Origin of the sequence: Alkalimonas amylolytica (genome assembly GCF_900107845.1) — a bacterium.
Taxonomy (GTDB): domain Bacteria; phylum Pseudomonadota; class Gammaproteobacteria; order Enterobacterales; family Alteromonadaceae; genus Alkalimonas; species Alkalimonas amylolytica.
Map to the genome: position 1 here is coordinate 66,781 of NZ_FNRM01000001.1, position 15,337 is coordinate 82,117.

Here is a 15,337-nt window from a genome sequence, read left to right on the forward strand (position 1 = left end):
GGGAAATTGTTTCGTCATTGTTGTGTTCCTGATGTTGGGATCAGTTGATTGTAAATTCCAGTTGATTGAGCTCCTGCTCAGCCAAAGGCATACTAAAATAATAGCCTTGCACCAAAGTGCAATCATGCTGCTTTAGAAATGCGACCTGCTCGACGGTTTCTACCCCTTCGGCCACCACCCTCAAATTCATTTGCTGTGCCATAGCGATAATGGCAGATACAATATCCATATCATTGGTGTCTTCCGGAATATCCTGCACGAACGAACGGTCAATTTTAAGTTCATCGACCGGGAAGCGTTTCAAATAGCTCAGCGAAGAATAGCCTGTACCAAAATCATCGATAGATAAAGAGACCCCCAGGCTTTTCAGCTGATTTAACTGATGAATAGCCGCATCGGTATCGCCCATCAGCATGCTTTCGGTAATTTCAAAAATAATTCGCTTAGGCTCTACCCCGGTGCGTTTTAAAATTCGTTCCACCGTTTCTGCCAGGCTGTTATCGCGGAACTGTCTGGCTGACAGGTTGATAGACAGGTCCACATTTAAACCGCGGCTGCATTGGCGCGCCAGAAAGCGACAGCCCTCCCAAAGGACCCATTCCCCAATTTGTACAATAAGACCCGTGCTTTCAGCTACTGGGATAAATCGAGCTGGTGGCACCAGCTTATTATCAGGTCGCAACCAGCGTATTAAGGCTTCGTAGCCGACAATATGATTGGTGTTCAAATCGATTTTAGGCTGGTAATACAACATAAACTGGTGTTCGCGAATGGCTTCTCTAAGCTGGCTTTCCAGCTCAAGTCGCTCTTTTGCTGCTTCATTCAGATCCTGACTGAAGAAATGAAAGGTATTCTTACCACGGGCTTTGGCCTCGTACATGGCTAAATCGGCATGTTTAAGCAGCAGCTCCTCATCACCAGCATCTTCCGGTGCCATGGTAATGCCAATGCTGGCACTGATGGCAACCTCTTGTGAACCCAACTTAACCGGCATAGCAAAGGAATGCTGCAAATTCTCTGCGATCAAAGCTGCCTGTTGCCGGCTTTCAATGCCACTTAAAATTACTGCAAATTCGTCGCCACCGAGCCTGGCGATGGTGTCCTCTTCCCGCAAACGGCTAATTAACCGCTTCGCAACCTCTTTGAGCAATTCATCGCCTGCATCGTGACCAAGGGTATCATTGATCAGCTTGAATTCATCCAAATCAAAGTACAGCAAAGCAAAGGCATAATGGCCGCGCTGGGACATCGCCAGCGCCTTGCGCAGTTGCTCACGGAAATACCCTCGATTAGCAAGTCCTGTCAGGACGTCGAAGTAGGCCAATTGCTCCATCTTCTGCTGACTCTCTTTAATAAAGGAAATATCCTGCAAAGCACAGACGTAATTGGTCACAGTACCTTTTTCATCTCGAATCGGCGCAATGGCCATCGACATCCAGCACTGTTGGGCCTGATGTGCCAGCAAAATATCACCGCGCCAATGGTGGCGTGACAGAATGGTTTGCAACATTTCCTCACGCACAAAAGCCATTTCGGTGGCGATTAAATCGGTGATGGATTTACCTGCAGCCTCTTCTGCAGGCAACAGCAATAAATCCACCAGAAAGGGGTTAAGGTATTCAATGCCCAACTGAGCATCGGTTAACACAATACCTGAGCTGGAAAAGGCTACTGCTTTGGTCAGTTTCTTGGTGGAGCGCTCGGCTTGTTCCTTTTCAGCTATTCGGGTATTTAAACCTTCCAGTAACTCAGCAATTTCCCCCGACATACCTTCGACAGCACGATTCAGCACACCTATTTCATCACTGCTCTGATCAAGCTTTAAGGTATGGTAGCCCCCCCTACCTAGCCGCACAATAGCATCCGATACCCGGTTCAGACGCTTTAACACCAGCCGGTAGATAAAGAATTGCAGCAGCACTGCCACAATCAAAGCAATCAGTACGAAAAGTACGAACACCTTGGATTGAATACTTTGCAAGGTTTTAAAGGTGTCGGCTTTAGGCCGGTAAACGGTCAAAAACCATCCCAGGCGCTCAATGGGGGCCGCTTGCAATAAATACTGTTCGCTACTGGCGCTAAGAAACTGATTGCGTTCCGGCTCTGTTAGTAATTGCTGCTTAAAAGCTTTTAGCTCTGGATCTGAAATTTCCATGCCTTGCAGTAAGGTATTCATCCGGGCATCGCGCTGTGGCTGATGCCCGGGAGCAAGTAACAGATTGCCAGATCGCTCAAACACCATCAGTTGGTACTGCCTGCTCAGTAAAGCTTGTGAGGCCAGGTCAGCAAAGAGATCGTCCAGAATATAGTCGGCTCCGGTCACGCCAACGAACCTATCATCAAGGTAGACAGGTACAATCAGGCTGGTCATCCAATGTTGCCAGATGTCATCAAAATACACGGGGGTCCAGCGCGGTACGCGCGCCGGATTCTGTTCTGGCGTTGCCAGCCTAAAGAATACGTCCTGATCAAAATTGTGTTCCGCATCGACTTCCAACGCCCAGTCTGCCGGAGAAATGCGGATAAAATGATCGTGACTGATAAAATAGAAATTAAAAAAATCCTGTCGCATCATCGCAGCCAGCTCAGGCCAACTGCCCTTGCTGGCTGAAAACCAGCGCTCCGCTGATGTGCCAACCTGTGCTGCAGGCAAAAAAGCGCCTGAGACAGAATCGCGGATCCGCACAGCGCCATCCGCTTGCGGCTGCATTGCCATGCCAGGTGAACCACCATCTACAGACAAAGCGCGGGTAAAAAGCTGATTGGCGGCCAGCGCTTTTTTTTCTTTTTGCGTGATCAGTTGCTCGACTTGCTTAGCCGTATGCTGCGCCATCTGAGCCAGACTGGCTTGCTCTTGCTCCAAGACCACAACGCGTTGCAAAAACAACACACCCGACAAAACCGCAATACCAGCGCCAAGCGTACAAATGAACACCAGCAGCGCTAACTTAACGCTGAGTGAACGCATTCCTGTGGGTTTTTGCAAATGCAGATCTTTCACTACAAAGGAGCCTGTTGTTGTTTTTGCTGGCCAAAACTGTGGTTAGATCCTGACCACACTTTAAGATACTACACTTTTTGCTACAAGTCCCTTAGTATACTAGAGAACCAGCCAACAGGAGTTACCATGAAAAAAGCTCTCATTTCAATCGCCTTGCTTTGTTCGGGCGTTTTATTAAGCCAGGGCGCTCAAGCCAATGCCTTTGTCAATGGCGAGGATGCGGTAAGCTACCGTCAGGCAGCCTTCCAGACGATTCGGTTTAATCTGGTGGATATCAACGACATGTTTCGCGGCAATGTACCCTACGATCTGGAGCGGGTTCAACGCCGGGCTGAAGCACTGGCCACTCTAACTCAGTTGCCATGGGAGGCGTTTAATATCCCTGGAGCCGATCATGCCAGCGGCAAGGTGAAAGCTGCGCTTTGGCAAAATCTGGAGGACTTTAACCAGCGTGGTGAGAAATTCGCCGCCGATGCTGCTGCACTGCATGAAGCGGCTCAAGGTGGCGACCGTCGTGCGATCCAGGGTGCTTTCCGTGAATTTGCTAATAACTGCAAAGCCTGTCACGACAACTACCGGGCCGACTAAGCGTCTCAGGGGTTTAACACAAAGGGGCCTTGTTGGCCCCTTCACTTTATTAATAGGATAGCATCCGAATTAAATCCGCTCCTTGCCACCAGTAAAATGCCAGCCAAAAGAGCACAACCAGAATAAAGTAACTCCAACCAGCTTTGGGTGTCGGCACTCCCATATCTTTGGGAGCACTCAGCTTGCCATGCAGCATGCCCAGAATCACATTGTGATGGCGCCAGCTATGCCAGACAGCAGCCACTACATGCACTGCCACTGCTATCAACAAAATATCAATCCCTAACTTATGCCAGCGGGTGGCTAAAGACACCACATCGCTGGAAACATAGCGCACCAGCGGGCCATCGGTAAAAATATGGTCGGTGGTCATTAAGCCAGATACAAACTGCAATAAGACCAACAGCAACAAAGCAAAAATCATGTAAGATGAAGCCGGATTATGCCCCATGACAGGCTCCGGCCGGCGTAAATAGCGGAGCGCTTTTAGCGGGCTGGCAGCAAACTGACTAAAGCGGGCACTCTGACTGCCATAAAAGCCCCAGCAAATCCGTGCCAACAGCACCGCAGCCAAGGTATAAGCCAACAATTGATGCCACTCCATCAAGCCTTCGGTACCGGTATACCAGAGCCCGGCCAACAGTATGAATTGGCTCCAGTGAAAAAAACGTACCGCCGGATCCCAGACTTTTTTCATCACCGTCATGCACAACTCCCAAATTATGCTAACCTTCTGATTTCATGCCAAAGAGTTTAGCACATGCGCTGGTTAAAATGGATGCTCGGTGGCTTACTGCTGCTGGTTCTGATCGCTATGATGACCGCTTATTTGTTGCTGCGTGCCAGTTTGCCACAGTATCAGGGCGAAGTGCTGGTTCGGGTAGCCGATGAGGTATTGATCAGTCGTGATCATACCGGTTTTGTCCAAATCCAGGCACAGACAAGGCAAGATGCCGCCTATGCGCTCGGCTTTGTTCACGCCCAGGAACGTTTTTTTCAGATGGATTTGCTGCGCCGAAATGCGGCCGGCGAACTATCCGCCTTGTTTGGGCCACTTGCCCTAAGTGCCGACCTGGAGTTACGGCAGCATCGTTTTCGCAATCGGGCTGGTGATATTTTGATGCAACTACCCCTGCCAGAACTGCAGTTACTCACCGCTTACAGTCAGGGCGTCAATGATGGTTTGCAACAACTGACTGTTCGCCCTTTTGAGTATTTCCTGTTGCAAGCCAAGCCTGAACCATGGCGCGAGGAGGACTCGCTGTTAACCATTTTCAGTATGTACCTTGAGCTGCAACGAGGACACGGCTTCGATGAGCTGGCGATGGATGCTCTAGCCAAGGCCATTCCTGAGGACTGGCTGGCTTTCTTGCAACAGCATCATGAGCAGTATCAAGCTGCCATCGATGGTAGCACCAAGCCCGCAGTACCTATGCCCTTATCCCCCTACCCTGAGATGCTGCGCCAACAAGCAACCGCCTGCCGTGATTGTAGCATCAAAGACAGTGTTGATATTGGCAGCAACAACTTTGCGGTGGCTGGCGCTTTGACCGAGCATGGCAGTGCTATCCTGGCCGATGATATGCACCTTGGCATCCAGGTCCCTGCCACCTGGTACAAAGCGGATCTGCACTGGTCAAGTGATCATGGCTCAGAACGTGTTACCGGACTAACCTTGCCTGGAGCTCCCTCCATGGTAGTAGGCAGTAATGGCCATATCGCCTGGGGCTTTACCAACAGCACTGCCGATTGGCACGATGTGATTGCCTTGCAACTGAGTGAAGACGGCGACCAATACTTTACGCCTGATGGTTGGCAAGACTTTATCTGGTATGACGAAGTGATTGAAGTCAAAGGCCAGGCAGCTACCCAGCTTAGACTGAAAGAAACACAATGGGGCCCATTGCTTCCGGCTGCTCCCGGGCAACCGCGATATGCACTTCGCTGGGTTGCTTATGATAGCGAAGCGGTCAATATGCAGCTAATGCAACTGGAAACAGCCCGAACGGTGCAAGAAGCACTTAGTATTGCTCCAATGGCGGGCATACCAGCGCAAAACTTACTGGTAGCCGATTCAATGGGACAAATTGGCTGGGGCCTTATGGGCCCGATACCAAAACGCCAAGTCACTGACTGGGACACGCCGCAGGACTGGAGTAGCGGCGATAATAGCTGGCTTGGTTATCTGGCTGCTGATGAACACCCGAAATTAATCAATCCAGAGCTGCATCGGCTGTGGTCTGCCAATGCCAGGGTAGTCGGCGGCAGCTCCTATCAACTGCTTGGTAATGGTGGTTATGACATGGGAGCCAGAGGCTGGCAGATTCAGCAACGCTTGATGGCCAAAACACAGTTTACTGAACAGGATCTGCACGCTATTCAGTTGGATCATCAGGCAAAAATGCTAAGACCCTGGCGACAACTGTTGCTTGAGCAGCTAAGCCCGGAGTTTATCCAGCAGCATCAGCTGCAAAGCTATCAACAGGAAGTTGCGGCTAGCAGTGACTATGCTGCCACCGATGCCATCGGCTATACCCTGGTGCGTGCCTTTCGGCTAAAAACGCTGCAGTTGATGTTCGCACCACTGAGCGCTTATCTAGAGTCTGAGGGATTTTACAGCTACCAGTTAAAATACCCATTAGCAGCTCCTGGCTGGCAGATGCTGCAACAACGGCGGAACGATACCTTACCAGCGGCTTTTGGTAGCTGGGATGATTTATTGCAAGCGGCTGTGCTGCAAAGCTATGCTGAGTTAACCGTTGAACAGCAAACATTGAATGAGTTGAGCTGGGGCCAGCAGAACAGGGCGCGCTTTCGGCATCCATTGGCAAATGCTGTACCACTGCTTGGACGTTATCTGAATATGCCAGCCGATCAACTGGCCGGTGATAGCCATATGCCGCGCGTACAGCGACCTGGCTTTGGTCAATCACAGCGCATGGTGGTTGCCCCCGGCTTTGAACAGCTTGGCATACTGACGATACCAACGGGTCAGTCCGGTCATCCGCTGTCGCCATTTTATCGGGCCGATCATCACTATTGGCTGCACGAGCAGGAGTTAGCTTTTCTGCCTGGCCCGGAAAAATACAGTTTGCTGCTGCGACCAGCACATTAGCAGTTGACTTTAGCCATCCAGACTGATAAAAAAACAGAATGAAACGCTATCATGCCAACGCACTCTTTTTTCGTTTTTTTACCACCCGACCTGGGAGGTAGTGTTGCGCGCGTGCAGAACACCAAAAACCTCCCCCGACGGGAGGTTTTTTTTTGTTATCAGATAACGACCCAATGCAACGAGGATGATCCGTCATGGAACTAACTGAAGTACGACAACAAATCCAACATACTGATCAGGAGTTGCTGCAATTGCTGGCAAAGCGCCGCAAACTGGCTTTGGCGGTTGCCGAAGCAAAGATCAGCCAGAATAAATCTATCCGTGATCAACAGCGCGAAGAAGAGCTACTGCTACGGTTAATTGAGAGCGGCAAAGCATTAGAGCTGGATGCTCACTACGTTACCCGCTTGTTTCATGTGATCATCGAAGATTCCGTACTACAGCAGCAAGCCAAACTGCAGGGCGAGCTCCGTGGCATGCAGGGGCCCTCAGTCAAGGTGGCGTATCTTGGTGGTCAGGGCTCTTACAGTTACTGGGCCACCCAAAAATACTTTACCCGCCGGGCAGAGCAAATTATTGATATTGGCTGCGACAGCTTTAACGAGATCATCAAGGCGGTTGAAACCGGCCATGCCGATTATGCAGTATTACCGATTGAGAATACCTCCTCGGGGAGCATCAACGAAGTCTATGACTTGCTGCAACACACCCGCTTATCCATTGTCGGTGAGCTAACGCATCCTATCGATCACTGTGTGCTAGGTTTGCCCGGCGCGCCACTCAATCAAATTCGCCAGATTTGCGCACACCCCCAGGTTATTGCCCAATGCAGTCAGTTCCTGCTTGGGCTTACCAATATCAAGGTCGAGTATTGCGATAGCTCATCTGATGCGTTTCAGCGCGTTCAGAAAAAGCAAGATCCAACCATCGTTGCTATTGGCGGAGAAGCTGGCGGTAAAATTTATGGCCTGGAAGTTCTGGCACGCGATCTGGCCAATCAAAAGGACAATGTCAGTCGCTTTATCGTAGTCGCACGCAAAGCAGTGACCGTTGCCAAAGCCATTCCAGCCAAAACCACCTTCATTATGTTTACCGGCCAGCAGCCCGGAGCTTTGGTCGATGCCTTAACCGTGCTAAAGCGTCATGGTATCAGCATGGCTAAATTGGAGTCCCGTCCAATTCCAGGCAACCCATGGGAAGAGATGTTTTACGTCGATGTGCTGGCCAATGCCAACGATTACGCCATGACCCGAGCGCTGGAAGAGTTAAACCGGATTACCAAGTTTATCAAGGTACTGGGCTGCTATCCCAGTGAAGATATTCAGCCAACACAAGTACCGGCTTAAGCGGCACTATAGATGCGGATCTCAGCGGGAGCCGCTGGTCGCTTCCACCTCGGTGTTACCCTGGCTGACATTGCGTCGCCAGGGCGCCTTGCATTGAAAGCGCCCAGCGACTCTTAAGCTCGCATCTTGAGGTGACTTGGGTATAAAAAAAGGCACCAAACAGGTGCCTTAAAAAAACAGGGAGGGTGAAATCAAAAATTAGCTATTAGCACGGGCACGGATAGCTTCAATCACCGGTGAGCCAGAGAAACCATTGCTTTCTGCCCATTCAATATCACCAGAAGAAGCCACTTGGCTGCCTGGCAACTGACGGATAATAAAATCCGCAGTATCGTTCGCATTGTGGCGAATGGCGTGACGCACCAGTGGCAAGCCATCACACAGGATACCGTCGTAGACATTGCGCAGGCGCAGACGGTGATCACTCAAAGTTTTACGTAAATCGTTACGACTATCCGCTGCAACGTATGAGCAGATAGAAACAGCAAGCTGTTGATCGGCCTGGGCCTGTGAGCTGAATACACCAGTGGCTGCAAGAACAGACGCTAAAGCTACAAATTTCAATTTCATTTTCTGGCTCCAAAACAGTAATTAGTCAGAATCCATTCATCATTGAATGGTGATTAGCTTGTGCTTGCGAAAGGTCGATATGACTACTGCTGTTGCAGTTCACATTAAGGTCAGAACGACGCTTAATGGCAGCCCAGCTATCATGGGAAACAGAGTTTCCGTTAGATCTGAAGCTTTGCGCGATCACCCTTTCGGATGTCTTGCCTTTCGAAGTGCGCATATAGTAACCAGCCCAAACGGCTTTGGCAATAGCGTCATAAAAATTTCATCGTTTAAATCGGACAACCTGCCGTTTCCATTAAAGGCTGATTTGTTGTCCTTTAGTCGCAATTTCGACTTCCAAGCCCTGTGCAGCCATTTCCTGCTGCAACACCTGCTGTGCCTTACTTTCACCATGCACCAACCAGAACTTTGGCTGACCACCAATGGCCTTAGCCCACTGCAACAGCTCGCTTTGGCCGGCATGGGCGGAAAATCCCCCTATGGTGTGTACTTTAGCCTTAACGACAATATCTTGACCAAACAGCTTGATGCGTTGCTCGCCATCGACCAGCCGTCGTCCCAAAGTGCCTTGTGCCTGAAAGCCAACAAAAATCAGATGATTGGAGTTTTTCCATAAGTTATGTTTAAAGTGGTGCACGATGCGGCCGCCATTGCACATGCCACTGCCGGCAATAATGATAGCCCCTTGCTTAAAGCGGTTGATAGCCATGGAGTCTTCCACCGTTTCCGATAGTTTCAGAATAGGCAGGAAAGAGGCCAAATCGCGCACATTTTGCTGCTTCAGAATGCGGGTATCATCTGGGTCCATACTGTGAAAGAAGCGGTCATAAATTTCAGTGATGCTGATCGCCATTGGGCTGTCTAAAAACACCACCTTTTGTTTTAGTTTGCCCTGATGATACAAAACACCGAGATAGTACAAAATCTCCTGCGAACGGCCCAAAGCAAAAGCTGGAATATACACATTGCCGCCCGCCTCGTAGGCGGCGTCGAGCGCAGCCGCAAACTCCGCCACCGTGTGCTCCACATCCTGATGATTGCGATCGCCATAGGTACTTTCCATCAGTACCACATCGGCATGTTCAATCTGCGTAGGATCGTGCATCAGCACAGTAGCAGGATTGCCCAGATCACCGGAGAATACCAGGTGCCGCATGCCTTGCTTACCTTTTAGCCATAGCTGCACAATGGCCGAGCCAAGAATATGACCGGCATCGTTAAACTCCAGCTCCATACCCGGCATCGGCACCAGGCGCTTGTTGTAGGGTTGAGGTTCGCATAAATCCACTACCCGCTCTGCATCGCTCAACTGCATCACCGGTTGCATTTCTTTTTTACCGGCCCGGGCAGCTCGCTTGTTTTTCCACTCCAGATCTTTCAAATACAAATGCACCGAGTCTTTTAACAGTACCGGCAGTAACTCAGCGGTGCCCTTGGTGCAGTAAATTTTGCCATGAAAGCCTTTGGCAACCAGCAAAGGCAACAAGCCACTGTGATCAATATGCGCATGGGATAAGATCACCGCATCAATATCTTTGGGCCGGAACTGAAAACGGAACTTGTGCCACTCGCGGATTTGATCGCTTCCTTGCACCATGCCGCAATCGAGCAGTATTTTTTTATCGTTTAAATCCACCAGATAACAAGAGCCGGTGACTTGTCCGGCTCCGCCGATGAAAGTGAGTTGCGCATTAACTGGCATGAAGTTCTCCTGATTCTGTTTCAGTAGGGACAGCCGCTTGCTGCCGCTCGTAGTGTTGTTGGATTTGGGCAACCCCCAACATCGCCTTAGTCAAGTGATGATCGAAGCGGCGCAGCTCAGCCAGTCGCAGCAACCACTCTCCGCCCTGCCCACTATGCAAAGCTGCATTTAACTGCTCAGGTGCTACCAGCTGTTGTTTCTGTTCAGCCCGCCAGCGACTGATCTCGCGATACAATCCAGAGATCTGGCCGGCACCAGCGGGTAAACTCAACGTGGCCAACTGACGCCAAAACTCAGCCTCTACCCGAATGCTGGCTCGGTCATGCTCAAAGCGATGTTCCAGCTGAGGCAGCATTTGCAACAAGAGCTCGACCCTCAGCTGACTTTTTGCCAGCGCATTCAATAAGTCGGACTCATCCGATTGCAGCGGCTGCTGGCCTAGCTGACTGCTGAACTGAGCAATGGTACGTTGCGATTGACGCAGTTCATCCAGCACGGACTGCTCCACGGGTTTACGATCCACGCTGCCAGCCAAGCGGCATAACTGCTGCAACACCTGCTGCTGCTCCATGGTCAGAGTTTTAAGTGCAAGCGCTGGTATAGCCAAACTGGACTGATCAAGCATCCGCAGCCGGTCACTAGGCTGACGGCGGAAACGACCATTTAACCACAGCACCAACCGATCGCTGATCGGCCACATCAGTATCACGCCCAGCAGGTTAAACAAGGTATGAAACAAGGCCAGACTAAAAGCGGCATGATGGACATCAAACAACTGGTGCTGCAACCACAGCAACAGCCAAAGCAAGGGCTGCAACAACAGCAAAGCCACCACAGCGGTAAGTACATTGAAAATCAAATGCAGCATAGCCAACCGCTTGGCTTTAGCTGTGGCGGTTAAAGCAGACAACAAAGCGGTCGAGGTGGTACCAAGATTAGCACCAATAACAAAGGCAGCGCCCAGACTAAGTGGCACCACACCACTGGCAACTGCGGTAATTACCAGCGCAATCACGGCCGCTGATGCCTGCATAATGGTGGTTAACAAGGTACCAATCAGTACAGCCAGCAAAATACCCAGAATGCCAAGCTCAACCAGCCAGCCAAACTCGATATCGACAAAGGCTGCATCAAAGCTGTCCTTTAGCAAGCCAATGCCCAAAAACATCAGACCAAAACCCGCCAGGCCCTGACCACTGCCTTGCCAGGCACGCTGTTTAACAAAAGACTTTAACAAGATACCAATGCCTATCAGCGGCAGTGCCAGGGCATCAATTTTAAATTGCAGACCAACCAGGGCAACAAACCAACCGGTAAAGGAGGTGCCAACATTGCTGCCGTAAATCACATAAGCAGCATTGCGAAGTGACAGCAGATTGGCGTTAACAAAACCGATGGTGGTCACTGTGACAGCGGTGGATGATTGCACAGCTACGGTTGCAGCCGTGCCGATTACCAATCCATGGACAGGTTTCCCAGTCCAGCGCTGCAGGCCAGTAACCAGATTATTGCCGGCGGCTTTTTTCAGGCCGAGCGTCATCCACTCCATGCCAAGCAGAATAAGGCCAAGAGCGCCGAGCGCCATTAATCCATCGGTCATCATCTGACTGCTACAATCCTTTTGGTTGTGACTGCGTCATTGTGACACAGCTCAATGCACGTTAATCTTAGTTTAAATCAAAGCAGGTCGCATTCTTTACCGTATTTGCCTGCATAAAAAACAACCACTTATCAGGAGTCATTATGTCCAATCACCACCACAATGGGTTACATCGGCGTCATTTGAACAGTGCACAGGACTCCGTAGAGGCCATTAGTCAATTGCAGGATCATGCCTCCTATCGCCTGGCTTTTGCCGATCACAACTTTTTGTTGCAGGATGAATTGCGTCATGTACGGTTACAGCTGGAGTATTTAAAGCCACAACTGGTGCTCGAGCAGCACGGTATTAATGCTACTCTGGTGGTGTTTGGCAGTGCTCGTTTTCTGGCTCCGCAAGATGCCAAGCATGCGCTTGAGCAAGCTGAAAGCGCCCTTAACGCCGCACCTGCAGACCAGAAGCTGCAGCAACGTGTTCAACAGGCCAAACGTGATCTGAGCAATAGCCGTTACTACCAGGCATCGCGGGATTTTGCCTATCTGGTCGCTGAGCACAGCCAGCGCAGGCCGGAAGAGCAGCTGACCATTATCAGTGGTGGTGGCCCTGGTATTATGGAGGCTGCTAATCGGGGCGCGATGGAAGCAGGCAGTGCCAGCATTGGTCTGAACATTGTGTTGCCAAAAGAGCAGCATCCCAACCCCTACATTACGCCGGAGTTTTGCTTTCAGTTTCACTACTTTGCCATTCGCAAGATGCACTTTTTACAGCGCGCTCGCGCTCTGGTCGCTTTTCCGGGCGGCTTTGGTACTTTGGATGAGCTGTTTGAAACCCTGACCCTGCTGCAAACCAAAAAGGCCGAAGCGGTGCCAGTGGTATTGTACGATGAAGCCTTTTGGCGGCGCTTGATCAACTTTGATTTGCTGGTCGAGACCGGGGTTATCAGTTCAACCGATCTTGAACTGATTCGCTTTGTTGATACGCCAGAACAAGCCTGGCAGGTGATCCGTGATTTTTATCAGCTAACAGATATCTAAGTGCGCTTAGCTTCTGCCATCGGTAGCTTTTTGCAGCAGCTGCCGGCTTTCATCCAGGAACTGGCCGGCCAGCTCGCCGAAATAGGCCTTGCCTTTATTAAATTCGGCCATCAGCGCCGCTTTGTCGGCGCCTTGTACCAGGTCAAGCACCTGCGAAAAACGCTGTAAGTAGCGCTCAAGCAACTCCGATGTTTGAACCGAAGACAGCATGATATCGGCATAAAGCTCGGCATTTTGCGCAAACAAACGACCTATCATCGCCAGCTCCAACCGGTATATCGGCGAGCTTAGTGCGAGCAACTCGCTGAGTTCAGCGTTTTCTTCAGCCAGATGCACGCCATACACCAAGGAAGTGAAGTGACGCATCCCCTGGATCAGCTGCATACGTTCATCGTGTACTTCGGCACTTTGCTCAACCAGTTCAGCACCCCAGACCACCAGTTGCTGACGTAGCCAATCCGAGCGATCCGCGAAGCGGCCGTCACACACCACAATCACTTGCTTCACCAGATTACTGACATCTGGACCAAACATCGGGTGCAACCCCAGCACCGGTCCAGCATGTCTGGCCAGCATGCAAGCCAGCGGTTGTTGCTTAATACTGGTGATATCAGCCAGCAGACAATCTGCTGGTAATTCCGGTAATTGCTCAATCAGCTGGCAAGTTAAGGTAATGGGTGTTGCCATTAGCACCAGGGCTGCGCCCTGGCACAGCTGTGGCGCTTTGGACCAATCATTGGCTTCCAGTACCTCGACCTGATAGCCAGAACGTTGAAACAAACTGACAAAGCGGCTGCCGAGGGCACCGGCCCCGCCGACCACTACCACTTTGCCTCCACCTGACCGGCAACATACAAAGCTGTGTTCCTGCGTTTGATAAGACTCGCGCATCACCCGGCGCAATACGTCCTCGACCAGCTCTGGTGATAAACCATGCTGCTCGGCTTGCTCCCGCCTGGCTTGCAGCAGAGCCTGCTCGCGCGCTGGCATATAAACGGGCAAACCGAACTGTTGCTTCACCCGGCCAACTTCGGCGGTCACCTGAGCACGTCGGGCCAGTAGCTGCACCAACTCGGTATCGATGGCATCAATCTGCTGACGCAACGGCGTCAGCGCCTGTTGCTCCGGTGTTTGAGTCATGCCGCTGCCACCAGTGTTTGCATGCGCAAATGGCACTCCGCCAGCAGCTTGGCCGTGGTTTCCCAGTCGATGCAGGCATCGGTGACAGAAACACCATACAAAGGCGCCTTGCCGTTCACAATGTCCTGCCGACCGGCGTGCAAATGGCTTTCCAGCATAATGCCAATAATGGCGGCATTGCCTGCCTGGCGCTGAGCAATCACCTCTTGGGCGACCAGCCCCTGACGGTTGTGATCTTTGTTGGAGTTGCCGTGGCTGCAATCCACCACGATGGCAGTCGCCAAATCCAATTTATTCAAAGCCGTCACCGCCTCGGCAATACTGGCTGCGCCATAATTTGGCTTTTTTCCACCCCGCAAGATGATATGGCCATCCGGGTTGCCCTGGGTTTCGACCAGAGCGACTTCGCCACGTTGGTTCATACCAATGAAGCGATGCGGGCTGGCCGCCGATTGCAAGGCATTCAGTGCTATGCCCAAATTGCCATCGGTACCATTTTTAAAGCCAACCGGCATCGACAGGCCACTGGCCATCTCACGGTGCGTCTGGGACTCGACGGTACGGGCACCAATGGCGGCCCAGCAAATCAGATCCGACATGTACTGCGGGCTGATCGGATCCAGCGCCTCGGTCGCGGTTGGTAATTCCATTTCAATCAGCTTCAGCAACAACTCTCGTCCCCAGGTCAGGCCGGTTTCCAGATCAAAAGAATCGTTCAGATGGGGATCATTGATAAAACCTTTCCAGCCAACAGTGGTGCGCGGCTTTTCAAAATAGACCCGCATCACGATGTAAAGACTATCGCTATACCGCTGCTGCAACTCTTTTAAGCGCTCGGCGTATTCCAGCGCGGAGACTGGATCATGGATAGAGCAAGGGCCGGTCACCACCAACAACCTGGGATCGCGACCATGAATAATATCGGCAATTATCTGGCGCGACTGCTGCACAAAGACGGCCCCTTGTTCCGATAGCGGTAAAGCTTGTTTCAACACATTAGGCGGGCTTAAAGGTCTTTCTGCGGCAATGCGCAGATCATCAACACGGGTGGTCATCAGGGAGACTCCTCTAAAAGCACCCTTAAGTGTATGGCAGGCTGGCTGCTGTTGCCGTCTCATCGGAGCAGGCCCTTGCCACCCGTAAACTTAAGAGTACAAATCGTATCTAATTAATTACAGATTGACAGTGTACCCAGATGAAAAGCCAAGTTCAACCCCATTAAGGCCATTATTTTCGGG

11 protein-coding genes and 1 riboswitch are annotated in these 15,337 nt (G+C 51.1%); of the genes, 4 read left to right on the forward strand and 7 right to left on the reverse strand.

The genetic code is table 11. From position 1 onward, the window contains the following. Positions 1 to 40 precede the first annotated feature (40 nt). On the reverse strand, positions 41 to 3,001 hold the full coding sequence (locus BLW37_RS00290) for a bifunctional diguanylate cyclase/phosphodiesterase (RefSeq protein WP_171907501.1): 2,961 nt from the start codon (positions 2,999 to 3,001) through the stop codon (positions 41 to 43). Positions 3,002 to 3,127: 126 nt separating this feature from the next. Between BLW37_RS00290 and BLW37_RS00295 the strand changes: the two genes are divergently transcribed. After that, positions 3,128 to 3,589, forward strand: a complete 462-nt coding sequence (locus BLW37_RS00295) for a c-type cytochrome (RefSeq protein ID WP_091337806.1) — start codon at positions 3,128 to 3,130, stop codon at positions 3,587 to 3,589. 49 nt (positions 3,590 to 3,638) lie between these two features. Here the strand turns inward: BLW37_RS00295 and BLW37_RS00300 are convergent, their stop codons facing one another. Further along, positions 3,639 to 4,295, reverse strand: a complete 657-nt coding sequence (locus BLW37_RS00300; protein WP_091337809.1) for a cytochrome b/b6 domain-containing protein — start codon at positions 4,293 to 4,295, stop codon at positions 3,639 to 3,641. A 54-nt stretch (positions 4,296 to 4,349) separates the two neighbouring features. Between BLW37_RS00300 and BLW37_RS00305 the strand changes: the two genes are divergently transcribed. Together BLW37_RS00305 and BLW37_RS00310 are read left to right on the forward strand one after the other, a co-directional pair. Then, on the forward strand, positions 4,350 to 6,704 hold the full coding sequence (locus tag BLW37_RS00305; RefSeq protein WP_091337811.1) for a penicillin acylase family protein: 2,355 nt from the start codon (positions 4,350 to 4,352) through the stop codon (positions 6,702 to 6,704). 194 nt (positions 6,705 to 6,898) lie between these two features. Next, positions 6,899 to 8,050 carry a chorismate mutase gene (locus BLW37_RS00310; protein WP_091337814.1) on the forward strand — a complete coding sequence of 384 codons (1,152 nt, stop codon included), beginning with the start codon at positions 6,899 to 6,901 and terminating at the stop codon, positions 8,048 to 8,050. 198 nt (positions 8,051 to 8,248) lie between these two features. Here BLW37_RS00310 and BLW37_RS00315 read toward each other — a convergent pair whose 3' ends face one another. The 3 genes from BLW37_RS00315 to BLW37_RS00325 all read right to left on the reverse strand — a co-directional run bounded on the left by BLW37_RS00315 (position 8,249) and on the right by BLW37_RS00325 (position 11,928). Next, positions 8,249 to 8,620: a DUF3718 domain-containing protein gene (locus tag BLW37_RS00315; RefSeq protein WP_091337817.1), complete on the reverse strand. Its 372-nt coding sequence runs from the start codon at positions 8,618 to 8,620 to the stop codon at positions 8,249 to 8,251. 124 nt (positions 8,621 to 8,744) lie between these two features. Beyond that, a riboswitch (cyclic di-GMP riboswitch) is annotated at positions 8,745 to 8,835 on the reverse strand. Between the two features lie 83 nt (positions 8,836 to 8,918). Next, positions 8,919 to 10,325 (reverse strand): MBL fold metallo-hydrolase, encoded by a 1,407-nt coding sequence (locus BLW37_RS00320; RefSeq protein WP_091337820.1) that lies wholly within the window; start codon positions 10,323 to 10,325, stop codon positions 8,919 to 8,921. Then, entirely contained in the window at positions 10,315 to 11,928 is a 1,614-nt protein-coding gene (locus BLW37_RS00325; RefSeq protein WP_091337824.1) for a Na/Pi cotransporter family protein, read from the reverse strand. The genes BLW37_RS00320 and BLW37_RS00325 overlap by 11 nt, the downstream gene beginning before the upstream one ends. Positions 11,929 to 12,068: 140 nt before the next feature. Here BLW37_RS00325 and BLW37_RS00330 point away from each other — a divergent pair, with 140 nt between their 5' ends. After that, positions 12,069 to 12,959, forward strand: coding sequence for an LOG family protein (locus BLW37_RS00330; protein WP_091337826.1), 891 nt, complete (start codon positions 12,069 to 12,071; stop codon positions 12,957 to 12,959). A 6-nt stretch (positions 12,960 to 12,965) separates the two neighbouring features. On the opposite strand, the gene tyrA is transcribed toward BLW37_RS00330, so the two are convergent. Together tyrA and BLW37_RS00340 are read right to left on the reverse strand one after the other, a co-directional pair. After that, positions 12,966 to 14,099, reverse strand: coding sequence for a bifunctional chorismate mutase/prephenate dehydrogenase (tyrA, locus tag BLW37_RS00335; protein ID WP_091337828.1), 1,134 nt, complete (start codon positions 14,097 to 14,099; stop codon positions 12,966 to 12,968). Beyond that, on the reverse strand, positions 14,096 to 15,157 hold the full coding sequence (locus BLW37_RS00340) for a 3-deoxy-7-phosphoheptulonate synthase (protein ID WP_425426596.1): 1,062 nt from the start codon (positions 15,155 to 15,157) through the stop codon (positions 14,096 to 14,098). Before BLW37_RS00340 ends, tyrA begins: the two co-directional genes overlap by 4 nt. Positions 15,158 to 15,337 lie beyond the last annotated feature (180 nt).